At 41.7% G+C, this 24,977-nt stretch carries 23 protein-coding genes and 1 tRNA gene; 12 read left to right on the top strand and 12 right to left on the bottom strand.

All coding sequences use genetic code 11. The features are described from left to right. Nucleotides 1–55 precede the first annotated feature (55 nt). Nucleotides 56–643, top strand: coding sequence for a DUF3244 domain-containing protein (locus tag DQW11_RS03685; RefSeq protein WP_113922634.1), 588 nt, complete (start codon nt 56–58; stop codon nt 641–643). 171 nt (nt 644–814) lie between these two features. On the opposite strand, the gene DQW11_RS03680 is transcribed toward DQW11_RS03685, so the two are convergent. The 5 genes from DQW11_RS03680 to DQW11_RS03660 form a co-directional block, all read right to left on the bottom strand. Then, a complete protein-coding gene (locus tag DQW11_RS03680) occupies nt 815–1,765 on the bottom strand; it encodes a polysaccharide deacetylase family protein (protein WP_113922633.1) in 951 nt (316 codons plus the stop codon). Between the two features lie 55 nt (nt 1,766–1,820). Then, nucleotides 1,821–2,237, bottom strand: coding sequence for a type II toxin-antitoxin system VapC family toxin (locus DQW11_RS03675; RefSeq protein ID WP_113922632.1), 417 nt, complete (start codon nt 2,235–2,237; stop codon nt 1,821–1,823). Further along, complete coding sequence (locus tag DQW11_RS03670; RefSeq protein WP_113922631.1) at nt 2,237–2,485, bottom strand: DUF6364 family protein; 249 nt, start codon at nt 2,483–2,485, stop codon at nt 2,237–2,239. The genes DQW11_RS03675 and DQW11_RS03670 overlap by 1 nt, the downstream gene beginning before the upstream one ends. Before the next feature lie 160 nt (nt 2,486–2,645). Continuing rightward, a complete protein-coding gene (locus DQW11_RS03665) occupies nt 2,646–3,929 on the bottom strand; it encodes an ADP-ribosylglycohydrolase family protein (protein ID WP_232826665.1) in 1,284 nt (427 codons plus the stop codon). After that, on the bottom strand, nt 3,926–4,903 hold the full coding sequence (locus tag DQW11_RS03660; protein ID WP_113922630.1) for a phosphotransferase: 978 nt from the start codon (nt 4,901–4,903) through the stop codon (nt 3,926–3,928). The genes DQW11_RS03665 and DQW11_RS03660 overlap by 4 nt, the downstream gene beginning before the upstream one ends. 157 nt (nt 4,904–5,060) lie before the next feature. Here DQW11_RS03660 and DQW11_RS03655 point away from each other — a divergent pair, with 157 nt between their 5' ends. The 4 genes from DQW11_RS03655 (at nt 5,061) to DQW11_RS03640 (ending at nt 12,057) form a co-directional block, all read left to right on the top strand. Next, the gene (locus DQW11_RS03655) at nt 5,061–6,596 is read left to right on the top strand and encodes a M20/M25/M40 family metallo-hydrolase (protein WP_113922629.1); all 1,536 of its coding nucleotides are present in this window, start codon (nt 5,061–5,063) and stop codon (nt 6,594–6,596) included. A gap of 782 nt (nt 6,597–7,378) precedes the next feature. After that, on the top strand, nt 7,379–8,536 hold the full coding sequence (locus DQW11_RS03650; protein ID WP_113922628.1) for an acyl-CoA dehydrogenase family protein: 1,158 nt from the start codon (nt 7,379–7,381) through the stop codon (nt 8,534–8,536). A gap of 134 nt (nt 8,537–8,670) precedes the next feature. Next, the gene (locus DQW11_RS03645) at nt 8,671–10,353 is read left to right on the top strand and encodes an AMP-binding protein (protein WP_113922627.1); all 1,683 of its coding nucleotides are present in this window, start codon (nt 8,671–8,673) and stop codon (nt 10,351–10,353) included. A gap of 90 nt (nt 10,354–10,443) precedes the next feature. Continuing rightward, the gene (locus tag DQW11_RS03640; RefSeq protein WP_113922626.1) at nt 10,444–12,057 is read left to right on the top strand and encodes a GMC family oxidoreductase; all 1,614 of its coding nucleotides are present in this window, start codon (nt 10,444–10,446) and stop codon (nt 12,055–12,057) included. Here the strand turns inward: DQW11_RS03640 and DQW11_RS03635 are convergent, their stop codons facing one another. From DQW11_RS03635 to DQW11_RS03625, 3 genes are all read right to left on the bottom strand, one after another. Continuing rightward, nucleotides 12,058–12,627 (bottom strand): hypothetical protein, encoded by a 570-nt coding sequence (locus tag DQW11_RS03635; RefSeq protein WP_113922625.1) that lies wholly within the window; start codon nt 12,625–12,627, stop codon nt 12,058–12,060. Further along, nucleotides 12,608–13,219, bottom strand: a complete 612-nt coding sequence (locus DQW11_RS03630) for a hypothetical protein (protein WP_157966023.1) — start codon at nt 13,217–13,219, stop codon at nt 12,608–12,610. Before DQW11_RS03630 ends, DQW11_RS03635 begins: the two co-directional genes overlap by 20 nt. 99 nt (nt 13,220–13,318) lie before the next feature. Next, entirely contained in the window at nt 13,319–15,193 is a 1,875-nt protein-coding gene (locus DQW11_RS03625; protein ID WP_113922623.1) for a mucoidy inhibitor MuiA family protein, read from the bottom strand. Nucleotides 15,194–15,320: 127 nt separating this feature from the next. Here DQW11_RS03625 and DQW11_RS03620 point away from each other — a divergent pair, with 127 nt between their 5' ends. After that, entirely contained in the window at nt 15,321–16,682 is a 1,362-nt protein-coding gene (locus DQW11_RS03620) for an AGE family epimerase/isomerase (protein WP_113922622.1), read from the top strand. 349 nt (nt 16,683–17,031) lie between these two features. Here the strand turns inward: DQW11_RS03620 and DQW11_RS03615 are convergent, their stop codons facing one another. The 3 genes from DQW11_RS03615 to DQW11_RS03605 form a co-directional block, all read right to left on the bottom strand. Then, a complete protein-coding gene (locus DQW11_RS03615) occupies nt 17,032–17,439 on the bottom strand; it encodes a hypothetical protein (RefSeq protein WP_113922621.1) in 408 nt (135 codons plus the stop codon). A gap of 159 nt (nt 17,440–17,598) precedes the next feature. After that, a complete protein-coding gene (locus tag DQW11_RS03610) occupies nt 17,599–18,003 on the bottom strand; it encodes a nuclear transport factor 2 family protein (RefSeq protein ID WP_232826664.1) in 405 nt (134 codons plus the stop codon). Next, a complete protein-coding gene (locus DQW11_RS03605; protein WP_113922620.1) occupies nt 17,996–18,433 on the bottom strand; it encodes a DUF6526 family protein in 438 nt (145 codons plus the stop codon). Before DQW11_RS03605 ends, DQW11_RS03610 begins: the two co-directional genes overlap by 8 nt. Before the next feature lie 96 nt (nt 18,434–18,529). On the opposite strand from DQW11_RS03605, the gene DQW11_RS03600 reads away from it, so the two are divergent. Together DQW11_RS03600 and DQW11_RS03595 are read left to right on the top strand one after the other, a co-directional pair. Then, the gene (locus tag DQW11_RS03600; protein WP_113923197.1) at nt 18,530–19,873 is read left to right on the top strand and encodes a polysaccharide deacetylase family protein; all 1,344 of its coding nucleotides are present in this window, start codon (nt 18,530–18,532) and stop codon (nt 19,871–19,873) included. 57 nt (nt 19,874–19,930) lie between these two features. Next, entirely contained in the window at nt 19,931–20,353 is a 423-nt protein-coding gene (locus DQW11_RS03595) for a hypothetical protein (RefSeq protein ID WP_113922619.1), read from the top strand. A gap of 421 nt (nt 20,354–20,774) precedes the next feature. On the opposite strand, the gene trpS is transcribed toward DQW11_RS03595, so the two are convergent. Beyond that, nucleotides 20,775–21,758, bottom strand: coding sequence for a tryptophan--tRNA ligase (trpS, locus tag DQW11_RS03590; protein ID WP_113922618.1), 984 nt, complete (start codon nt 21,756–21,758; stop codon nt 20,775–20,777). A 71-nt stretch (nt 21,759–21,829) separates the two neighbouring features. On the opposite strand from trpS, the gene DQW11_RS03585 reads away from it, so the two are divergent. The 4 genes from DQW11_RS03585 to DQW11_RS03570 all read left to right on the top strand — a co-directional run bounded on the left by DQW11_RS03585 (nt 21,830) and on the right by DQW11_RS03570 (nt 24,425). Then, nucleotides 21,830–22,924 (top strand): DUF1573 domain-containing protein, encoded by a 1,095-nt coding sequence (locus DQW11_RS03585; RefSeq protein ID WP_113922617.1) that lies wholly within the window; start codon nt 21,830–21,832, stop codon nt 22,922–22,924. 117 nt (nt 22,925–23,041) lie between these two features. Next, nucleotides 23,042–23,114, top strand: a tRNA-Gly gene (locus tag DQW11_RS03580). A 189-nt stretch (nt 23,115–23,303) separates the two neighbouring features. Then, a complete protein-coding gene (locus tag DQW11_RS03575) occupies nt 23,304–23,561 on the top strand; it encodes a YtxH domain-containing protein (protein WP_113922616.1) in 258 nt (85 codons plus the stop codon). Nucleotides 23,562–23,786: 225 nt separating this feature from the next. After that, entirely contained in the window at nt 23,787–24,425 is a 639-nt protein-coding gene (locus tag DQW11_RS03570; RefSeq protein ID WP_113922615.1) for a response regulator transcription factor, read from the top strand. Nucleotides 24,426–24,977 lie beyond the last annotated feature (552 nt).

Raw genomic sequence — 24,977 nt, 5'->3', positions numbered from 1 at the left:
AATTGGAACAGAAGATGGATAAGGGATCATACCAACTTATAAACAACCACACAAAATGAAAAAATTACTCACACTCGCATTAGCCGCCACACTAGGTGTAGCCAGCATTGTAAAAGCATCAAATGAAGGAATCGAAGAGTTGTCTTCTGTACGTTCCAAAGACAAAAAAGTAGCCATCTCCCTAAAAGAAGGTTTGGGCAAAGTCAAACTCGAAGTCCTAGACTGTGAAGGCCACAAGCTTCACCAGCAATATGTGAAGGTAAAAGAAGACATGCAGGTTCCATATGATCTTTCGCAACTGCCGGCCGGAGAATATCAAATCTCGATCGAAAGCAATATCAAAGAGCCAAGTGCTGAGAAGATGATCTACACAGTAGAAACCAAAGAGGCACCTGCACCGCTTCCTTTGATGGCCTACGGCAAAAGCATAGACGAAAATTCTTTCAGATTGGCAGTGATCGGATTGGAAGAACCCGGAACAAAAGTTGAAATTTTAGACCAAAACGGAAGATCCATTTTTTCTGAAAAAATCGACCAAGCCGAAGCTTTTTCCAAAGTCTATCACTTAAAAAACCTGAATACCAATGAAGTGTCATTGAAAGTCACTGACGCGACCGGAAGAACAAAAACCCTTTTCTTGTAAACTTAACCACTATTGTAAACCGAAGCCCTGGAGTTAATTCTTCAGGGCTTTTTTTTATCAAAACATGATATTTGGCTATCAGGATGGATTCTGTTTGGTCAATTGATTTTTATGGGATTTGGTTTGAACAGGGATTTTTCAATAGGGAGAAAGAAGGGCTTTTCCATTTCTCTATTCTTTATCCAATAATTCTCGGTATAATGATTCAATTAGACTCAAATCTGGTTCTAATCTCATCCAACGGGTTCTTTCCTGCTGCACAGGCATCCACCTGTAGAACCAAGAAACTCCCCATTTTTGGTAATACTGATTTTCTTGGAGATAAACAGTGTCTTGCAAAGCGGTTTCCAGACTGATGAAATTGTAGTTTTCCTCTTTTAACTTCCGGACGATTTCACCAAGGTATTTAGAGTTCAAAGCATTATCATGACAAAGAAAGATTTGGTTTACTTTCCTTCCATATTTTTCTAAAGAAAGGGAATCAAAAAAATGGAAATAATCTATGGTTTTGGAAACATATAAATCACCGATTTCCTTTGCCTTTTCTGGTTCAGAATGTGAAAGATAATACTCATAGATATAATTGAACATCCAATCAGAACTTTCCACTGTGAAAGGAGTGCTGATGTACTTTTTTTCCCTGAGAAAGCTGTGAATCAAAATTTGTTGGACGGAATCTTTCCCTAAATCATTGAATGGGAAGCGAAAATATTGAAGTGGTTTATTGTATTTGCCTGCGAGCTCCCGGCTGATGAATTCACCTTTTTCAACATCTGCCTTGAATGGTTCAAACCCCACATCTGAATACCTAGGATGGCTAAACGTGTGGTTACCAAGAGTAACAAAATCCTTTTTTGCCCAATCAATCAAGAGTTCAAAATTTCTGGTAATTGAATCAGTTTTATAGAGCAATCCTTCATTGATAAAAACAGCAACCGGAATACTGAATGAATCCAGTTTATCGAGTAATTGAGATTGAAAATTATCCGTTTTAAACTGCCGGGTGTTTGGTACATCATCTATCGTTATTGCCACATTCGTTTGACTATTGGCAGAAAGCGCTCCAAAGACAAGGTAGGTCAGTAAGCAGAGAAGCCATTTGAATGTAGGTTTTCTTTTCATTTTTTTAAAGAAACATTAGAGCCCCAAAGAGACTTATGATTTCAAATTGACCTTTCTATTTGGCTGATTTCAGATAAGAATCCGGGGTCATTATGGATAAAGTGCTCGATTTATAATCTTTAATATTTCTGGTAATGATGACTTTGATTTCTTTTTCATTTATGGCAGAGAAATTCTGAAGTGCATCCTCAAAATCTTTGAATTCAGAGTTAAGTGCCTGAATGACAGTATTTTTGTTTGTTGTGGTGACATCAATGATGTTCATCAGCATTTTTAGATTTTCAATCACCTTTTCATGATTTGCTGTTTTCCGCAATAAATAATAGACATTGCTCAACATGATAGAAGTAACAAAACCTTTGACTTCTCCTTTTTCACATAAACTCAAAAGTCTCGATGCTTCTTCTGAAAATGGTTTTCTGTCAAAAAAGAAATCCAGGATAACATCTGTATCTATTAAAACCGTATCCATTACAAATATTTTTCAGATAGGCGGTCTGTTAATTCTTTCTTATAATCGAAATTTTCCGGCATTTTAAATGATCCTTTCAAAGATTTGACAATCGGAGTCAATTCATTTTCAGGCAAAGGTTCTTCATTGGTCAAGGCCTTCAGGTAGTTTTCAATCAAATCCGAGAGACTCCTTTCCTTTATTCGGGCGTACTTTTTGGCGTTTTCAATGACTGATTTCTCAATAGTTAGCGTCAGTTTCGTATTCATAGCTTTGAATTTAAATACCAATTTAGCAATAAAATTTACACGTGTCAATACTAAATTTTTTACACGTGTATTTTATTTAAAATGTTTCTTTAAACAAGGCTTCAGATAACCAATTAACCATTAACCAATTAACCAATTAACCAAATAACCCTTAACCCACTCACTTATACCTCCTCAATAAATTCTCAGTCATATTCTCCGACAATTCCACCAAGTCGATGTCGAGTTCTCTTTTATTGACCTCGAGAACTTGGTTTTTCATCTGTTCGGGAAGTCGGTCGAAACCATAATATGCTCCCAAAATTCCTCCGGCGATGGCTGCTGTGGTGTCGTTGTCCCTGCCATAGTTGACAAGGAAGATGAGTGTTTTCTCAAAATCAAAATCCGCAAAAATCAAGGCTGTGAGGACCTGAAGGTGTATTTCTCCTGCATGGAAAGGCATGTCTTGAAGGTGTTGGTCGAGTTTTTCGAAGGCAGGCTGAAGGTACTCGGGGGTCCATTTTTGGACGTTTGCGATCCTTTCCTCTTCGGTGGTGACCTTGGCTTCGTTGATGGCTTTGGCTTCCTGCACGATCTGCAGGGCAGTCTGCAGGATCCTGTAAGAACTTCTTCCTACCAACCTTGCCCCATAATATTGCTCCGGATCGACTGACCTCAGCACGTCGAGGACGTCGGCTTGGGTTGCCTCTTTTTTCATTGCGGCTGAGGTCATTGCTGCGGAAAGTGCCGTGATATCTTTCGCATAGCCGATATCAAACAATGCCAATTTGAAGGCTTCAGAATAGGCTTTTTCGGGGTTTTCAGGAAAAAACGCCCCGATCGCAGGCGCATAGAGCAATCCTGCACAGACCATTTCCCCGCCATAGAAAGTACTGAGTCCGATCTGATAGCCGTTGAGGTCATTTTTGACATAGGGGCGAGCGGCTTTTGCCCATTCCTGCAGCCAACCGACTTTGAGGGAATTTGCTTCAAAGGGTTCGGCATTTTCGCTTTCGATGGTTTTGTATTCAGCGAGATACCCGTCAAATTGAGCCAGGATATGAGAGGCGAACTGTTTTGGATCGAGTGATTTTGGATTTTCTCCTGCAAGGTATTCGAAGGCGAGTTTCTTCCATCTTGTATCGTCAGTGGTACCGCCGGCTGGTAGGTTTGCCTTCCATATTCCCTCAGGTGATACTTCCCTCACCATGGAGTCCAAGTCCTGTACAAAACCATATTCTGCGCTGATCTTTTCCCGTGACCACATTTCTGTTGGTGCGCCCATGGCATCTCCGATCGCCGAACCCACGAGCATTCCCAATACTTTGTCTTGGAGTTCTTCGTCTGTAAGTGTCAGCGGCTTGATCTCCTCTTCCGGGATGTCGGTGTTGGTTTCAGGGCTTTTGCAGGAAATGGCAAGACCCAATAAGGCGAGCATTAGGACTGTACATATATTTTTTTTCATGGTTTTAGAATCAATTTTGAGGCTTCATCAGCCAAAGCGGATTTTTCTTTCAAGGTCAGTGCCAAGGGGAGTTGTGCCAAACCGATAAGCCTTCGGAGGATTTCTGTTCCGGTATATTGGTGGAGCAGTTTTTCATCTATAGGTGATTTAGAAGTATAACGGCCAAGGATGTTTTGGATGGTTTCCGGGTTGGTTTTGGCCATTTTGAGATGAGCGATCAAAACTCCAAGGTCAAATTCGACATCTCCCATAAATGCAAATTCTGGATCGATTACCTTCAGTCCCGAATTTACCCTGATCCAACTTCCGGGATAAAAATCCCCGTGGAGGAGGTGTTTTCCTTTCTGAAGGTACCTTTTACCCAATGCTTTGACAGCATTTTTAAGGGCAAGGTCAGTTTTGAATTTCATGGACATTGACTGCAATCCGGGCTGTATGCTGTCGAGGTCAAAACCATTGAACTCCATAAAAGGGTAGAAAAAAATATGCTCATGGTTGAGCTTTTTCATGTCCATGTTGTCCGGAAAATTTCGGATTTCTAGTTTATGGAGAGAAAGAAGATATTCTGGGAGGGTGGCTATTTCATCCGGTGAAAGGTTGATTTTCTTACTGTAAATACCTATAAAGTCTGCACCGATACCGAGGTCATCCATGGCAACGAGGTGGTTTTTTTTGTCCCGAAGGATGATTTTTGGGGAAAATCCGGAAAGAAATTCATGTAAATTGATGATCCGATAGTAATCGTCTTCGATAAAAATCCTGCCCAAGGGAGCGGGAATTGTTGGGTATTTGTTGACAAAAGGCCGGGATTGCTTGAGGATGAGGCTGCGGTCTTCAGTTTTAAGCCTGACGACCACATTCATATTTCCTTCACCTGCTTTGCTGTATTCGAGGATTTGTTCATCGGGAAAGAGGAGGCCGGACTTTCTAAGGTATTTTTCTTGAAGGGGATTTAAAGGAATCTGTAAAATCATGAAAATGTATTTGAGACGAATTTAGAATATTACATTGATGGCAAGTACCATTTTGGATTTTTTTACATTTTTGGTTTCTGAATTAAAGAAACAACCGTTACACCGGTCATCGGACATCCAACTTAACAACCAAACTTAAAATTCAATCTCTTAAATTATGAATCCAAAATACAGACTTACCATTTTATCCCTCGCTTTTTTACTGTTCATTGGCCAAATATGGGCGCAGGAGCAAGTTGACCTCGAGATGATGCACCGCATCAAAACTGAAGGCATCAACAAATCCCAAATTCAGGACATTTCCTTCCACCTGACGGATTACCTAGGACCAAGGCTTTCAGGATCCTCCAACTTACGAAATGCAAGGGCTTGGACTTCAGAGAAATTCCAAGAGTGGGGACTTTCCAATGTCAAAATCGATTCCTATGGGGAATTTGGCAGGGGATGGAATGTGAAGAAATCCTACATCGCGATGAAGTTGCCTTATTATGCCCAAGTGATCGGCTATCCAAAGGCCTGGACAGATGGGACCAAAGGATTGGTGGAATCTGAGGTAACCTTACTTGAAATCAATTCCGATGCTGATTTTGACAAATACAAAGGCAAGCTCAAAGGTAAAGTAGTCATGGCACCTGCGACACTGACGTTCAATCCTGCTTTCGAAGCAGAAGCCAAAAGATGGACTGACCAAGAATTGGAAGACAGAAAGACCATCAATATCGGTGGCAATAATGCCCGCTATACACCCGAAGTGTTGGCCCAGATGCGTGCCCAGCGTGACCTTGACCAAAAGCTAACAGCATTCCTTTTGGAAGAAGAGGTTGGGTTGAGGCTTACCGGGACAAGGGGAAGCTTCGGTACAGTATTCCATACAAGAGCAGGATCATACAGCACAGATAAGAAACCCACCGTTCCAGAAATGGAAATTGCAGCAGAGCATTATGGCAGGATTTACAGGTTGTTAAAAAACGGAAAATCGGTCAGCATTGAAGCCGAAATCGAAGTGGAATGGTTGGACGATGATTACAAAGGCTACAATGTATTGGCTGAAATCCCCGGAACTGACAAGAACCTCAAAGCCGAAATCGTAATGCTTGGTGCGCATATTGACAGTTGGCATGCCGGAACAGGCGCCAATGACAATGCCGCCGGAGTGGCTGTGATGATGGAGGCGATCAGAATTTTGAAAGCGCTGAATGTACAACCGAAGCGTACCATCCGCATTGCGATTTGGGGAGAGGAAGAACAGGGATTATTCGGCTCAAGAGGATATGTCCAAAAGTATGTAGCCGACAGAACATCCAAAGAGAAAAAGGCTGAATGGGATAAAATCTCCGCTTACTACAATTTAGATAACGGTTCAGGGAAAATCCGTGGCATCTACGTGGAGGGAAATGACATGGTGGTTCCGATTTTCGAGAAGTGGTTTGAGCCTTTCCATGAACTTGGTGCCAATACGATCACGAGGAGAAATACAGGTTCAACAGACCACGTTGCTTTTGAGGCGGTGGGAGTACCTGGATTCCAGTTTATTCAAGATCCAATTGATTACGGCAAGGGGTACCATACCAATATGGATTTGTATGAAAGAATGCAGTTTGCGGACATGACGCAGGCGGCGGTCATCATTGCGGCAATGGTCTATAACACCGCTCAACGGGACGAAAAACTGCCAAGAAAACCTTGGAATTGATTCTTTTTTACCACAGAGGGCGCAGAGGGCACAGAGAAAAAATATGAGAATTCTTCTCTGTGGACTTTGGGTCTTCTGAGGTAAAATTAATTTCTTTAATGTTTTAAGGTTTTCGCTAAGGGCACAATGGAGTTTAAGCAATCTTCACAGATGGCGCAGAGAGCACTGAGATAAAAATATATTTGTTTTTCCTGGTTTAAGCCCTGAAAGGGCGGTATAACAAACGGATGGGTGCAGCCCATCCTCATAAGGGTGGATTGAATTTGGTTAGCCCTGACGGGGCGGAACAATCTCTTGGCATCTTTCGCCCTTTCAGGGCCGATTGGCTGCAATAAACCATAGAGAGATTCACTAGGACACAGAGAAAAAATATGAGAATTCTTCTCTGTGGACTCTGGGCTCTCGGTGGTAGATCTATACCGCAATGGACGCAAAGGTTTACCACATAGACAGATAGATCACATTGATGATATTATGGTAATCATTTTTTCTCTTTTTCTTTGGGTCTCTGCGTGAGATTTAACCTTCCTATAAACCCCCTCCCAAAAAATTCCGTTTCAAGGTAAATTTTTGATTAATTTTAAACTTTGTTATATCCTTCTCATTTAAATTGTTGGATATATTTAAAAATTTTATCCTAAATAATCCAAGTAGTCAAAAAAGTTTTGCCCGGAAGTCGACTATGGACTGTGGACCATGGACAATTATCCGCAATCCTCGAGGCTATAAATTTATCTTACTTGTCTATTGCGGATAATCAAATCGTATAAACCCAAATTCTCATGTATTCAGTACCCCGAACAATTTTTACAGAAGAGCATGACATGTTCCGTCACTCGCTCCGAGATTTTATTGCCAAAGAAATTACACCCAACAATGCCCAATGGGAAAAAGACAAGCAGGTGACCCGCGAGTCCTGGAAGAAATTGGGTGAAAACGGTTTTCTCTGTCTCCAAGCTCCGGAGCAATATGGAGGTTTGGAAATCCAGGATTTCAGATACAATGCCGTTTTCATCGAAGAATTGGGACTTTCGGGTTGCTCAGGTCCTGCGATAGGCTATCCGCTCCACAGCGATATCGTCTTTCCTTACATCCACCATTACGGAACCGAAGCCGCAAAATCCAAATACATCCCAGGAATGATCAGCGGAGATTTAATATCTGCGATTGCCATGACCGAGCCGGGTGCCGGTTCGGACCTGCAGTCGATCCGGGCAACGGCGGAAGATAGGGGAGACCATTACCTGATCAACGGTTCCAAGACTTTCATCACCAATGGTTTTCTCTGTGATGTGGTGGTCGTGGCCGCCAAAACAGATCCGAGCAAAGGAGCAAAGGGAATCAGTCTTTTCATCATGGATAGGGACATGGCCGGATTTTCCAAAGGTGTTCCTTTTGACAAAGTGGGTTTGCATGCTCAGGATACCTGCGAACTGTTTTTTGAAGATGTGAAAGTTCCAAAAGAAAACCTCCTCGGCAATGTCGGCGAAGGATTCAAATACCTGATGACGGAGTTGGCGCAGGAGCGTTTGATCGTGGGGTTGGCGGCAATAGCTTTGGCAGAATCGACTTTTATCTCCACAGTGGACTATGTCAAAAACCGACCTGCATTTGGCAAAATGGTTTCTGATTTTCAGAACACCAGGTTCAAACTCGCTGAAATGGGAGCTAAACTCGAGCAGGGAAGGATCTATGCCGATCAGTTGGTGATGCTGCACAACCAAAAGAAAGTCGATGGAGCAATGGCTTCCTCAGCCAAATTTCTTCTGACCGAGCTTCAATGTACTGTCTCAGATGAATGCGTACAACTGCATGGGGGATATGGATATATGTGGGATTATTCGGTGGCAAGGGCTTTTGCTGACGCAAGGGTGCAGCGGATTTATGCCGGAACCAATGAGATTATGAAGGAGCTGATTGCAAGGAAAATTTTGCAATGAAAACAAAAAAGTTTTGAGTTGGAGCCAATTTCAGTCAAAGGAAATTGGCTTTATTTTTTTCCAAAAATTAATATTTTATATTTAGTACTGTATATTTCCCAAACTCAAATTCAACCCAAAATAGATACCCTACTATGCATAATTTCCCATGGTATAAGTTTTATCCAAAGAATGTCAAAACCGACATCGATGTTCAGGAATACAGTTCTGTTGTCAACCTTTTTGAAGAAAGTGTCAAAAAATTCGGTTCCTCCGTGGCCTACGAATGTATGGGCAAGACCATCACTTTCAATGAAGTGGACAAGCTGTCCAAAGACTTCGCGTCTTATCTGCAAAATCACCTGAAGCTGAAAAAAGGAGACAGGATCGCGATTCAGATGCCCAACTGTCTGCAATATCCTGTGGCGATGTTTGGGATTTTGAGAGCAGGAATGGTGGTAGTCAATACCAATCCCTTGTACACGCCGACCGAAATGAAGCATCAGTTTAATGACTCCGGCGCTTCAGCGATAGTGATTTTGGCGAATTTCGCCTGTAATCTTGAAAAAATCTACGAAGAAATTGAAACCAAACATGTCATTGTCACCGAACTCGGAGACATGCTTGGGGGACTCAAAGGAACCATCGTAAACCTTGTGGTCAAATATGTCAAAAAAATGGTGCCTGCTTACAATCTTCCAAAAGCCATAAGCTGGAAAAAGGTAATGTCTCTTGGCGCGGGAAGCAGCTACAAAAGGGAAGAGATGACCTTGAAAGATGCTGCTTTTCTGCAATATACCGGAGGAACCACAGGCGTGTCCAAAGGTGCTGAACTTACCCATGGAAATATCTGCGCGAACATGCAGCAGATATCAGAGTGGATGAAACCAAAATTGAAGGAAAGGGAGGAAATCGTTATTACCGCGCTTCCCCTTTACCATATTTTTGCGCTGACAGTCAACTGCCTCGCGATGATGAAGATCGGTGCCCACAATGTCCTCATCACCAATCCAAGGGATATGCCGGGATTCATGAAGGAACTCGGAAAAGTGAAATTCACTGTAATCACCGGTGTCAACACCTTGTTTAATGGGATGATGAATGCGGAGGGTTTTGCAAATCTCGACTTCTCAACACTCAAAGTGGCAGTCGGTGGCGGCATGGCGGTTCAGGAAGCCACAGCCAAAAAGTGGGAAAAAATCACCGGAGTACCATTGGCTGAAGGGTATGGATTGACAGAAACTTCACCGGTAGCGACCTGTAATCCGATAGATGGAACAGAGAGAATCGGGACAATCGGGATTCCTTTGCCCAATACTGATGTCAAGATTATCGATGATGAAGGCAAAGATGTAGGAATCGGCCACCGTGGTGAAATCTGCATCAAAGGACCGCAGGTCATGAAAGGCTATTGGAACAGGCCTGAAGAAACAGCCAAAGTCATGGACGGCGAATGGTTCAAAACCGGAGATATCGGCATTTTGGATGAAGATGGATATGTAAAGATAGTAGACAGGAAAAAAGAAATGATCCTTGTATCAGGATTCAATGTCTATCCAAACGAAGTTGAAAATGCCATCGCCTTGCACCCAAAAGTAATTGAAGTTGGAGTCATCGGTATGCCTGATCCCAAGTCCAATGAAAAAGTGGTGGCTTATGTCGTGGCAAAAGACAAATCGGTCACTGCTGACGAAATCATTGCCCTTTCCAAAGAAAGTCTGACCAATTACAAAGTTCCGAGGGAAGTGTACTTCGCCGATGAACTTCCAAAATCCAATGTGGGTAAAATCCTCCGTAGGAAAATTAAGGAAATGCATGAAAAAACAATTTCGGCCTGATATGTAAATCCGAAGAACAAAAAGGATGCGGTGCTTTGAGGAGTTCGCATCCTTTTTCATTTTAATCCAATAAACCCAAATTTTACCCAAATGCTATTCGACTATATCATTATCGGCGCAGGTTCGGCAGGATGTGTTTTGGCCAACAGGCTATCTGAAGACCCAAAAAACACGGTTCTGCTCATTGAGGCAGGAAAAAAGGACACCAAGCCCGAGATTCATATTCCCGGTGGATATACCAAACTGCACCGGTCAGAAGTGGATTGGGCTTTTTGGACAGAACCACAGGACCATGTGGATGGAAAGAGACTTTTTGTGCCTAGGGGAAAAGTACTCGGAGGAAGCAGCAGCACCAATGCGATGGCTTATGTCAGGGGAAACAGACTTGATTTTGATGAATGGGAAGCCTTGGGAAATAAAGGATGGGCTTATCAGGATGTGTTGCCCTACTTCAAAAAATCGGAACATAACGAAGATTTTACCGGGGAATATTATGGGAAAAATGGTCCGTTAAATATTGCTTACTCAAGACAGCCGCATGACCTTGGGCATAGTTTTATCGAAGCTTGTGAAAAAGTAGGCATTCCCCATAATGAAGAATACAACGGTACCGAGCAAATTGGGGCATCTATGCTTCAGTTCAACATCAAAAATAACCAAAGGCAAAGCACAGCAACAGCCTTCCTCAAACCTGTTTTACACAGAAAAAACCTGATGGTCAAAACAGGTTGCAATGTCACCAAAATCCTGATCCAAAATCTAAAAGCGACAGGCGTGGAGGTCATCAATGCAAAAGGAGAGAAAGAACAAATCGGAGCAGCCAAAGAAGTTGTCCTAAGTGCCGGTGCCATAAAGTCACCGCAGATTTTGATGCTGTCGGGGATCGGAGACAAGGATTACCTCACCAAATTTGGCATCGCTTCCACGCTCCATCTTCCCGGTGTAGGTCAAAACCTGATTGACCATGTTTGGTCGGGAGTGAGTTCATTTTCAAAGGTTCTTACCGACAACCACACCTTGAAGCCTATCCAGATGGGAAAGGCACTTTTGAAATACCTGCTTTTCAAAAAAGGGCCTTTAGGAAATGGACCTTTGACAGCCAATGCTTTTTTAACATCAAAAGAGGATTTGGACAGGCCTGACCTGCAGTTTCACCTTGCGGTATCTGCAGTGGCAGAAGATTACAGTACGGACATTTACGATTATAAGACCTTCCCCTACAAAAGCGGCTTTAGTATCATGGTGATCCTAATCCGACCCGAAAGCCGTGGGTTTATAGGTTTGAAATCATCAGACCCAATGAAAGCACCTTTGATTCAGCCTAATTTTCTTTCGGATAAAAGGGATTTGGATGTTTTGCTCAAAGGTATGTTGAAAGCCAAGGCGGTAATGGAACATTCACCCTTGAAGGATTTTAGTGAGTCAGGGGTTTATTTGCCAAACAAATTTGATGAAAAGAGCCTGATCTTACATATCAAAAAAAATATGGAAACGCTCTACCATCCCGTTGGCACCTGCAAGATGGGTCAGGATGAAACGGCGGTAGTGGATGAAAACCTGAAGGTAAGGGGGATTTCCGGACTTAGGATTGCGGATGCATCCATCATGCCCACCATCATCTCCGGCAATACAAACGCTGCCTGTATCATGATCGGGGAGAAGGCCTCAGATATGATTTTGGATAAGGGAATTCCTAAACCTTAATCAATTGGGTTCGAAAATATAATCGAATCTTCCAAAATGGACTACGTATTTTTTTCCGGAAGGGTCATGAGCCGTAAACCCAAAAGTACCGGCAAAGGCTTTTGCGCCGGGGATATATTTTACTGTAATCTGACCTGAGGTGGCTTTGTTTTCAATATTCCCATTATTTGAACTTGTGGTAATTGTGCCTTTCACGTTTGGATTTTCAAACCGGAATTTTTTACCAAAATCCTTTTCCATTTCCTTCCAATCTTCCGGAGTAAGTTTTTCCAAGAAAAAAGTAATTGTAAATGAAGTATTGGCCTTATTTTGATTTACCAGATTGAAAGAAATATTAAGAGAAGTATCGGCTAGGGTCCAGATGTAACCTGAATAGAGTTTACCAAAAAGTCCAGATTTCGGGAAGTCAGTAAACGGTTCATTGTTGATCATTGCTCCGGCTTGGTTTTTTCCGGATTCTGAGTAGACTGGTAACCTTGGATCTATTGGATCAGGAATAAAACTGTCACAGGAAGAAATAAGAAAAGCCAAAGCAAAGGCGACACTCAAATTAAAACCTGATTTTTTCATGGTGGATGTTTAATTGGATGCCAAGCATAATAGTGGTGGTGTATAGGTCGGAAATCCTGCCTTGGATCCCCTCTATCGGGTCAATGTCATAATAATCAAGGACAGGAGTGAGTCCGAAAGAAGCTCTTGTATAGAATGAAAGTCTCTTGGAGTTGAACAGATCCACGCCAAAAAACACAGCTTTTTCGTTTTTTCTAAAAGTAATTTCGTCGCCTACATTTGAATCCATAAGCCTGTTGAATTCCACACCGGAATGGATTGAGAAATCTTCTCCGATGGCATATTTGACCATCGGTGCAAAACTTCCGTAATCCAGATTGACGCGATATCTGCTTCCGTCAAGTCTTGGGGTATAGCCTTTTTGGACCAATATTAAATCTGTTCTCAGACTTAAGTTTGGGATTCCTCTGATCGGAACCACTTCGATATTGGCACCAAGATGAAGGCTCATTTGTCCCTGGGTTTTTCCAAGAAGGCCATCATGCCTGACATTGGAATAATTGGTACCCACCATCATCCCGACCTGGGCAAAACCTTCCGGGATCTGGATGAAAAAAACGAAAAAAGTAACCACTATAAACTTGTATCTCATCAAGGAAAACAATTTATGGTTTGACAAAAAGGACAGCCGAAAAGCTGTCCTTTTTACTTGACGGAATGCCACAAGATTTTGTCCTGATTTCATAAAAAATTAATCCAGAATTACCCTCTCTTTTTTCGGGTACTTCACTTCGTATCGGAATTCAATTTGTTTTTGGGTGGTCGGCGCCAATTCAAATTTCCAGGTGATTATCCCGGTTTGGTCTTCTTTGATTCCCTGAGAAAGCTCCCCAACGCTGACAATGACATCTCCGACTATGGATACCGGCACCTGATCAAATACAGTCAGGTTGATTTTTTGGGACTTGTTGTTTTTGATGGTGATCCGATACCCTCTTGATTCATTGATGTTGGTGCCTACGGTTTTTTTCTGAGAGAATTGATCAACTTTCTCCCTGCTGATGGCGATGCTTTTGTCCCTTCCCAAAGAAATACTCAAAGTATCCTGCAATCCACCTGCTTCCAAAATGGACTTTCCGATAAAGGTCTCTTCGAAATATAGGTTTGCTTCACCTTGAAGGAAACTGTATTTCTCCCAATCCGTGATTTTGGCCATCAGAAATGCGTCTTTTTCAATCTTGGGAATGGCGTAGTACTCGTAGATCGCATCCAAATCATACTTCTTCAAATCGACCAAAAGCTTTTCTCCGTTGGATGTTATGCTGTATGGTTTTTCGACTTCAATCTCGACAGTGGTTTGGTTTTCTTTGATGACGGTGGCAATTATTTGAGATTCTTCTGGTTGGGTATGGATATTTGTTTCAACTGAAGAAACAGCCCCTCTTATTGTTTTCTTATTTTCAGTCTTATATCCTGTAACCACTACCTCACTCAACTGATTGAAATCAGGATCCAAAGTGACATTCATAATTGAGCCGGATATAGTCCTTTCCTGAATTGTCATTCCTACAAAACTAAATACGATTTGCCTGGAATTGTTGGGGATCGTCAGTTCATACCTGCCATTGATGTCTGTGGTAGTTCCGATGGTAGAACCCTTGATGAGAACTGAAACCCCGGGCAATGGCTGTCCGTCTTCACTGCTTCTCACAATACCACTTACAGAACCCACCGGAACAAAAGCTGCAATGCGGTCGAATACTGTATTGCGTGCATAAGTCAATTCCCATTTTTGTAATTCAGGCATGATTCCGCTTCGGTTGGGTTCACCGTTGGAAAACCGGAGTTTGACATTCTTCCAATCGTTTCCAGTGTTTTGCCATACTTCCGCTTTATAGCTAAGATTGAGCGGTTTGGTGATATCCTGTACCCGGATGTCATATTTTGGAAACCATCCTGCATTGCCGACGAGATAGGAAATCGAGAAACTGGCAGTTGTCGGTCTTTCGGCACTCACCTTGATATAGATCTCACTGATGGGGGTGATGGGTTGATTTTGGGATTCATCCAAGGTTTTTTCGAGCCGCTCGATCCTGTTTTTGGTGGCCGAGGTGTTCATCCTGTTTTGGATTTCCCGGGTTTTGATATCTGACATTTCCTTTTCAAAAAAGTCCACGGCTTGTTTGAGTTGGGCCATTGTGAGCCCGTTATTCTGTCCGCCCAGATTCTTATTGTTGTTCAGGACAGAATACTTTTCCTTAAGGACATCTGCCTCTGCGGCTAATTTTTCAAGCTTCAGCCTTTCATCTGACAACACCTCTTGAAGACTGTCATTTTTTGAAATGATTTTGTTTTCCAGGAAGTTTGGCCTCCGGTTGACGGAGAGGATGGTAAATGCTCCCGTGGCTTTGACCTGAAGGCTTTTTTCATCCAAATAAGGGGAACGGTTTGCAATTTTGAGGACGGTTTCTCCGGCAGACAGTTGGACCGTACCGGTTTCAAAAACCTGCGCACCATTGAGGAAAACTGTTACTTCTTTGATTTCAGTTTTGAGTTCTTTGTCATTTGCCAAAATCATATTTTGGAAACCTAAACAAAGGAAAAGCAGAATCGCAAAATTTTTCATGTGTTGGGATTTTCGAGTTTTCAATTAAACCTGATTTCGTTTTTAAGATAGTAGTTTTAAGAACAAAAAAAGTATTCAACAAAAAAGATTTTGTGTTATTTTTAAGATTGCCTAAAACAACCAACCTATGAAACTGAAAATCAGCCTCTTTTTTCTTTCCCTTGTTTTTCTTGCTTCCTGCCAAAAAACCGAAAAATCAGAAATCGAAGAGAATAAATACAAGCTCTTAGCCGATGAAATGGAGATTTCTCTTCGGGAAAATCTTTTAGAAACCTGGTATCCCAAAGCGATTGACTTGGATTCGGGAGGCTACTTCAGCAATTTCACTTATGACTTTCAGCTCAAAGACGACAGTCAGGAAAAGATGATTGTGACGCAGGCAAGACACCTTTGGTCCAATTCCAAAGCCACCAAAAAGTATCCTGCTCAAACTCATTACGCAGACGGCGCTAAGCATGGTTTTGAATTTCTGAGGGACAAAATGTGGGATTCAGAAAAAGGAGGTTTTTACCAATTGGTCAGCCGGTCAGGAAAGCCGCTTTTGGACAAATCCCCTCATAAAACCGCTTATGGGAACAGCTTCGGCATTTATGCTTTGGCAGCCTATTTCGGTGCAACAGGCGATTCTGCAGGTTTGGATATGGCGATCAAGGCTTTCAGATGGTTGGATCAACATAGCCACGATCCGGTGCATAAGGGATATTTCCAGCATTTGGATCAGGAGGGAACTCCGGTAGTGCGTCCTGCAGATACGCCTTCCACTTCAGAACTTGGCTTTAAAGACCAAAACAGTTCGATCCATTTGTTGGAAGCATTTACGGAATTATATATGGTCTGGAAAGACCCGATATTGAAAGAAAGGCTGGAGGAAATGCTGCTTCTCGTCAGGGATACCATTACCAATGAGAATGGTTCTCTCGTCCTTTTTTTCCAACCGGATTGGACGCCTGTCTCTTTTCAGGATCAATCCGAGGAAGTCATCATGCAGCACAAAGGTTTGGACCATGTTTCCTACGGACATGACGTGGAGACAGCTTATTTGATCTTGGAAAGTTCGCATGTGTTGGGATGGGAAAATGATCAGGTGACATTGACCAAAGCCAAAAAGATGGTAGACCATGCTTTGCTTTATGGTTGGGACAATGACCTTGCGGGATTTTTTGATGAAGGCTATTATTTCTTGGGGGAAGAAAAACCAAGGGTTATCAAGGATACCAAAAACTGGTGGGCACAGTCGGAGGGGATGAATACCCTGCTTTTGATGTCAGAATATTTTCCCAATGATGAACGGGATTACTTTGGGAAGTTTGAGCAGCTGTGGCAATACAATCAGGATTACCTCATCGACCATGAGCACGGAGATTGGTATTCAGGAGGATTGGAAAAGCAGCCCGAACTCAAAACCGCAGATAAGGGACACATCTGGAAAGCCAATTACCATCAGTTCAGGGCGATGCAGGGGTGTATTGAAAGATTGGAGAAATTTTAAAATTGAAAAATTACAAAATTGGAAGATTGATGAGAAAAGGTTAAAAGGTTTCAAGGTTGGGGAAGTTGGAAGGTTAAAAGAGTCCACGGTCGCAGGACTACCGGCTTGAATTGGGAAAGCAATTATGAAGGAGCCTTAACTGCTAATTGGAACTTACCACTTCACCCGGAAACTGACTGTTGCCCATTGTATTTCTGTGTGAATACTGCAAACTACCAACGTTATTCAGCTTGGAGACTGAGGCATTCGGGCCACTTCTCTTCCTACCTACGCCCAAATTCTTAAATTCCCTGATTATCTTATTTACTCTAAACCTCCCGCTGTATCCAAGGTGGTGTTGTAAAACGTATTATTTTCTTCCAATATTATGAATTCTACCTTTCAGTCTAATTCGGTTGAATGAGTTCACTCTTGTCTGGTCTTGTTTTTTTATTATTCCGTACACAATAACAGGAATGAGTAGAAATCCGCCGACAACATATATCACATAATGATTTCGGCTACCAATCAATATCGGATTTACAAAAAAGAACATTAATGGTGTTCCAATTAAAAAAACTAGTCCTGCTCCAATTTGAGCTATTTTTGATTCTTTCTTGTATAATTCGTCAATGTGAAATTCCGTTTTCATTCCGCAATTTTTGCAATTCAGAATTTTCTTTTCTCCAATTTGTATTGCAAACTCAACTCTCGTATTTGCACTTGTCGAGTAACTGATTTCAGTTTTGCAATTTTTGCATTTCCCGTATACTTTCATTTGTTATTGTGGTCGGCTTAATATGCTTTACAACTGCCTATTGACTATTGCGACTTCTCACTTCTACTGTCTACTGGTAACTGCGACTGGTAACTGCGACTGGTAACTGTTCACTGAAAACTGATCACTGAAAACTGAATACTGACCACTGAAAACTATCTATTGGATAAAATACACCTCGGCAATTTTTCCGTCTATGATTTTATAAATGGCGATGGCATTCATAGGAGGGTCTTTTTTGGAAATGGTGACTTCTTCCTGATCGATCACGGTATTGCCCATGACGATGCGGTTGACCAAGCGACAATGCAGGTCGGGAGTCCGTGCAAACATCCGCCCATACGTGTCGTACATGGTCGTTTTGCCTTCATATAACAGCTCATTGGGGAATTTATACACTTTTACATTATCGGCATAAGGTGCTACAAAAGCATCAATGTCCCTTTTATTATAGGCATCAAGTTGCTCCTGTGCCAATTTTTCTGCTACCTGTTCCACGGTCTGTTGGGCGAAAACGGTTGCTGTTACCAATAACAGGAATACCGTCAATGAATATTTATACACGTCTGTTGTCCTCCTGCCAATTGGTGATTGCCATTTTGATCTCTTTTGCTTTCATATCTTCTTTGATGGCTTTTTCCATCAGGGGAAGAAATTCCTCATCACCTGCAAACCTCAAGGCAATGATTTGGGATAGTCTCAACTTGCTTTCTTTTTCTTTAAATGATTTACCTGTCAATTCAAAATAACGGAACCTCATCTCCAACCGGATAATCCTGTCCTGATTTTTGAGTCCGTAATATCTCGCTACAAAAGGCAACAGCAGCAGCACTGTGGCCGCGATCAGGTGGTAAAATGAATAAAGAAGATCAGTACCGCCCATCATGGAATGGATAAGATCCGCGACTGTCCAAATGAAAAATGCCAGTGCCAATGGAATTAAAACATAATTATGGACTGCGAAACTGCGGGTGTGGTTCTTGTAATTTTGCATAAAAATGGTTTTTGATTTTTTTGAAATTTAACCCCATTCTTACCAATTATCAAAAATATGATCTGGCAGCAAAGTTATTTTTTAATTTTAAATGCTATGATTCTCAAAAACAAAACATTAAGCCCAAGATTACTTTCATTGATCATCTTGGTGTTCCAATTCCAGTCAGTATTCGGTCAGGAAGAGGCTTTCAAAACCGAAATCCTAAAATGGCCAGATGGTAAAAAAGCAGCCATTTCCCTGACCTATGATGACGGTACTTACAACCAATTCCATGTTGCCCTTCCGATCATGGAAGAACTTGGGATGAAGGGGACTTTTTATATCAACACTGGAGAAATCCCATCATCTCAAACCCGGGCTCAGTTTTTTGGAAGGGATCCAAAAGTGATAATCGCCGAATCTGCCTCTATTCCTACCAATGAAGAAAATATTTTTGAAAGAGCCTCTTTGATCCGTTTTTTGGATATGCCGGGCGCCGTGTCTTACCATGACCGATCCGGTTCCACCTATGAACAAGGAAGGGTGGAGCAAGCCTGCAAAATTCTCGATGAAGGTTTTGCCAAGGCTAGGGAATTGAAAGTCACAGAGCTTGTTTATCCTAAAATTATTGATGGTGAGATGATCGATTGGGAGGAGATCCGAAAGTATGCTGATAACGGCCATGAGTTTGGGGTACACACGATTTCACATCCAAGGCTAGCAGTGTTGGATGAAAAGAATCTGTTGTTTGAATTGGAAGCCTGTCGGGATGAGATTGAAAGAGAATTGGGAAAAGAGCAGCTTTTTTCAGCCGAATGCCCTTTTGGAACTGAAAATGAAAGGGTTATGGAATATGCTTTGGAGATGTTTCCTGCGTTGAGAAACAGGATGCCTGAAGCATATTTAGAGGAAATCAACAGATCCGGGAAGTTTGACGCGTCCCAGGATTATGGTAAGGAATACATCCAATGGCAGCGTGGGCCGCTTTCTAAAACAACTCCTGAGCTTATGAATTCATGGGTAGATGACATCCTGACAAGGGAAGATACCTGGTTGGTTTTGGTATTTCACGGCATCGAAGGTATCGGTTGGGAAGCCATTCCTGAAGACAGAATCAGGGCTTACTTTGAATATATCGCCGGCAAATCCAAAGATGTTTGGGTGGCACCTTTCAGGGATGTGACACAATATATGAGGCAAAGGATGAATACCAACATGACAAAGACAGTCAATAAAGATATGATTTCCTTAAAGTTGGAGTCGGATTTGGATCCGTATTGGTACCGGCAATTATTAACGATGAAGACCTACATCCCTACTTATTGGAAGTCAGTCACTTTCATTCAGGGTGGGAAAACCGAAACTCTTGAGGTCCAAAAGGATGCAGGTGGATCATTTGTCCAATACAATGCCGATCCAAACGGAGGGGAATTGGCTTTGAAAAATGTTGGCCGATAAGATTTTTGAAAACCTTATCTTAATTTTTACCTTCGTGCTTTTAAAAATAAAAACGCCATGGATTTCAGAAAATTGGATCAGGATCTTTCAGTCCTTGTAGAGAAAAAAATCGCTTTGAGTAAAATCTCCTATGCCGATGCGGCTTATGATGACATCGAAGAAGAACTCCATGACTTGGAGGATGACTTCAATGAAGAATTCGGTGATGAGCTCGAGTCGATTTTAGAAAAAATCTACAACCAGTTGAAATCAGACAACGACGTGCTCTTGCCTTCCGCTTATTTGGCCAATAACTATTCACCTTTGGCTGCGGATTCTTTTGGCAAAGTGACGTATGAAGTCAAAGGAAAAGAAGGCGTACCGGTCGAATCAGAGCAGTTTGACAAAATGGATGTGAGGGTTGTCCTCGTTCCAAATCCTGCTAGATTTATTTTGCAGATCAACGGCAAATCCATGAAAGACCTTTGGGTGGGGAGGTGATCAGTAGGTACGAGGTTTGAAGTACGAGGTACGAAGAATTTGGTAGGAGGTAAGAAGTAAATGGTGAGTGTTCCAGTTGTTAAAGAAAGTGGGAAGTTTGGAGGTCGGGAAGTAGGGAAGTAGGGAAGTTTGAAGTGTTCAGTTGGCAGTATTCAGTCGCAGTGGGCAGTCGCAATGCGCAGTTTACAGTGGTCAGTATTCAGTCGCAGTGGTCAGTATTCAGCCACATTAATATCAGAATCAGTTTTCATTACCCAATTATAATTCAGCAGCCAAACAAACCAATTCAACTTGGTGGACTGTCGACAGTGGACCGTTGTCAATTAATCAGTTAATCAAATAACCAAATAACCAACCCTTCGACAAGCTCAGGGACCTAAAACCAAATAACCACTAACCATCCAGATAGCTATCGGGACCATTAACCAACCACCCCAAATCCCAACTTTTCTCTCACTTTGTTCAAATATCCTCTTGCGATGATTTTTGCTTTGGCTTCCCCTTCGGAAAGTCTTGCTTCCAATTCAGAAGTGTGGTTCATAAAGTAATCGAACAGTTTTCTTTCTTCGGCGTATTTTTCCAAAATCAAAGTCATAAACTCCTGCTTGGCGTGACCATACCCAAAATTTCCCGCAAGGTACTTTGATCTCAGCGCGGCGGTTTGGTCTGCATTGGCTACCAAAGAATACAACTTAAATACGTTGCAGGTATCCGGGTTCTTGGGTTCTTCCAAAGGCGTACTGTCGGTGATGATGGAGTTGATGTTCTTTTTCAGTTCCTTTTCAGGAAGGAAAATGTCGATGTAATTGTTGTAGGACTTGCTCATCTTCTGTCCATCAGTTCCGGGAATGATCATCACATCTTCACTGATGCGGGCCTCAGGAACGACTAGGATTTCCTCATCCACGCGATTATTGAAAGTTGTTGCGATGTCCCTTGCAATTTCCAGATGCTGTAGTTGGTCTTTTCCGACAGGGACAATATTCGCCCCATAAAGTAAGATATCTGCAGCCATCAACACTGGATAGGTAAAAAGACCTGCATTCACGTCTGCCAACCTGTCCGACTTGTCTTTGAAGCTATGTGCATTGGCAAGCATAGGGTAGGGCGTAAAGCAACTCAGATACCAAGTCAGTTCAGTCACTTCAGGGATCATCGATTGTCTGTAAAAAACCGTCTTGCTGATATCCAAGCCGAAAGCCAACCAAGCTGCTGCCACTGCCAAAGTATTCTCTTTCCTGAGGTTTCCGTCCTTGATAGAGGTCAGGGAATGCAGGTCTGCAATGAATATATAAGAATCATTATTGTCTCTTTTGGTCAGCTCTATAGCAGGGACGATTGCACCCAATATGTTTCCAAGATGGGGCTTGCCCGAACTCTGTATGCCTGTCAGTACTCTTGCCATTGTTTTAAAATTTGGCGCAAAATAAATAAATCAGGGTACAATTCGCTGGTTTTTTATCGTTATTTGCCCGTATGAAAAAAAGAGTGTTGTATCTATCGGGTCTAATCCTGCTGACAATCAGCAGCCTTCCTCTCGTCGGCCAGACAATTGAAAGAAAGACGCTGACTTGGGAAAAGAGAAAAATTGATATCGGTGCGGTATTGCAGGAAAAAGGAGCGGTAGAAGCGGAGTTTTTTGCACTGAATGAAAACCAAGACAGCATCTATATCACAGATATTTTTACAGATTGTGGCTGTACCACCGTCCAATATACCAAGGATACCCTGGCCAATGGGCAAATAGCTTCTCTCATAGTAAAGTTCGACCCTGACCAAAAAGGAGGGGAATTTTCCAAAGGCATTATCGTCAGGACCAATTTGGATATCTATGGAGACACTTTGTTTTTGGAAGGAATCAACATGCCGATTCCGGAAAATTACGAAATGGCTTTTCCTCACCGGGTGGGAACTTTGGGATTTAGACTGACAGCGGTCAATATGGGCTATATTTTTACCAATGAACCGAAAGTCAAATACGTGGAGGTCTATAATTTTGGAAACAGTCCTATCGGTTTCAAAGAGGTTCAGGATAAAATCCCCAATTATATGGCTGTTTCTTTGGAACCTTCCCAATTGGAACCTTCGCAGCGGGGACTTTTGGTATTGACATATGATGGTGCCGCCAAAAATGACCTTGGCTTTTTTGACGAAGTCATCAGCATCGGGCTAGATCGGGATGACTTGAATCTTGGTATCAGGGTGATGTCGGTGGTCTATGAATACTTTCAACCTGTGCCAAAAAGCCTGGAAAACAGGGTTCCCAAGTTGGGGATAGCCAATGCGGAAATAGACTTGAGAGAAATATCAGCCAATAACAAAGTCACGCGGTCCATTACATTGACCAATATGGGCCAAGAAGCTCTAAATATCAGGAAGGTATCGGTCAACTGTGAGTGTGTGGAACTTGAATTGGGTAAAAAAGATCTCCAATCCGGTGAAACGACAGAACTCAAGTTTACATTTGATCCAAAGGGGAGGAGGGGAATAGACCACAAGCACATCTCCATTTTCAGCAATGATCCTTTGAATCCTGTGAGGACAATTGTGGTCAGAAGCAGTGTGAGGTAATACTTCAAGGCCTAAAACCGAAAGAATGGTTAGCGGATTTCCAACCCAAATTAGGCCTCAAGATTAAGTGTTTTGATGTATTGCTCTTTGAAAATTGATTGTTAGATTTGTATAAAAGCGGGTGTAGCTCAGTTGGTAGAGCGTCAGCTTCCCAAGCTGAAGGCCGTCGGTTCGAGACCGATTACCCGCTCATTTTTTTAGTTTTAGAATAATTGCTTTGTCTCAAAAATTGTTTGAACAAGTTTTAAAAAATTGAACGTAATCGTTTATTTATCGTATTTTAATTAGGCATTTCAAATACTTTGGTATGATAAATGTTTAAATTTATGTGCTCAGTAAAACTGGACATTCATATTTTCAACTTAAATAAAACATAGCTATGAGTTCAACAAAATTTATTTTAGGAGCATTGGTAGGCGCAGTGATCGGAGTTCAGATCGGAATATTGATAGCGCCCGACAAAGGTGAAAATACAAGAAAGAAAATCACCAAGAAAAGCGGGGAATACCTAGACGAGGCCACCGGCAAAATCAATTCGTTTTTTGAAGGATTGACCAAAAAGGTAAGTGAAGTCAGTGGTGAAGTAGACAAGCTCGCTAGAAAAGCCAAGGGAGAAGTAGATAAGGTTACCAAGTAATCTTAGCAAGACAACGGAAGGGAGACGAAAGTCTCCCTTTTTTTATCTTTTATTTGTTACACAGGTTACATTTAAGAAAATTTATAGAGTAATTTATTCCGTTGACGCATCCAAATGGATTTGTTTCAAAATCCAAAAGTGTTTGATTATTAGGCTCATGTTTGTATTTTGGATCCCAATAAATTATTCAAACCCACACATCATTATTGCTTATACCCAAAACCCATGAGTAAAAGAGTAATCATTGCAGATGATCATGAGTTGTTCGCTTCAGGTCTGGATAATTTGGTCAGCAGTGACAAGAATTTAAAAGTCATTGCCCATTGCCGAAACGGAAAGGAAGTTCTTTCATTTTTGGAAAATGGGAATACAGCGGATATTTTGATTCTTGACCTGAATATGCCTGTAATGGACGGGATCCAATTACTTGGACACCTGCACCGCGACTATCCCCAAATCAAGAAACTTGTAATCAGCATGCATCATACCGAGTCCTCTATTGCTCTTTGCAAAACGCTGGGTGCAGATGGATTTATTGGAAAGGATTCATCGCTCAATGAGCTTTTGGATGCTGTGCATGTGATTTTGGATGGAGGTAAGTTCTTTAAAGAATCTTCCCAAGAAGCCTTTGATACTGAAGGAAAGGGGTTTTATGAAAAACTGATCTACCACTATAAGCTTTCCAAAAGGGAAGTGGACATTATCCAACTTATCATCAACCAATATGAAAGCACAGAGATAGCTGACAAACTGAACCTTAGTCCATTGACCGTCAAAACACACCGCAAGAATATTTTCCGGAAACTAGGTGTCAGAAACCTGGCAGGATTGGTGGCTTTGGTCAAGGATTATCCGAGGTTGTGAGAATAGAATTTTTTTCGTTTTAAATTTTTTCGTAAATGAACAAAATATACTCCTTTTGGGGTATTTTTTGCCGACTTTGATAGCCCGATATTTACCTGAGTTACAATAGAAAAAGACTTATTTGAAATCAATCCCATTATAGATTTACCCTTTATTGAACATTTTTTATCGACCAACGCTGTTGCTGATTTATTCGGCAGCAGCTTTTTTTTATTGAAGGTTTCTCAATTCCCTCAAATGGCCGATTCAGTTTTCCATTGGAAGTATCGGTTTTTTGTCTCTTAAGCGCAGTCAATTCGATTATCATTTAGCTGCCTCGTGATCCTCAGATTCATTCGGGTAAAAAAACCATCAGTTGGGACAATAATTGGAGTCGTTCGTCCGCAGTTACGCTATTTTTTAGTTTACTATCCCTATTTTCCATTTCAATTACAGAAAAATGTAACTGGAATGTAATTTCTATTAATAATCCTCTTTAGAAAAATATGGAATGTAGTAGACGAAATGTACCACTCATTCTTCATTAAACCTGAAAATCAAATTCCATTGAAA

Origin of the sequence: Cognataquiflexum aquatile (assembly GCF_003316845.1) — a bacterium.
GTDB lineage: Bacteria > Bacteroidota > Bacteroidia > Cytophagales > Cyclobacteriaceae > Cognataquiflexum > Cognataquiflexum aquatile.
The sequence above is the reverse complement of the archived record's forward strand: the minus strand, read 5'-3'. Positions and strand labels throughout refer to the sequence as shown.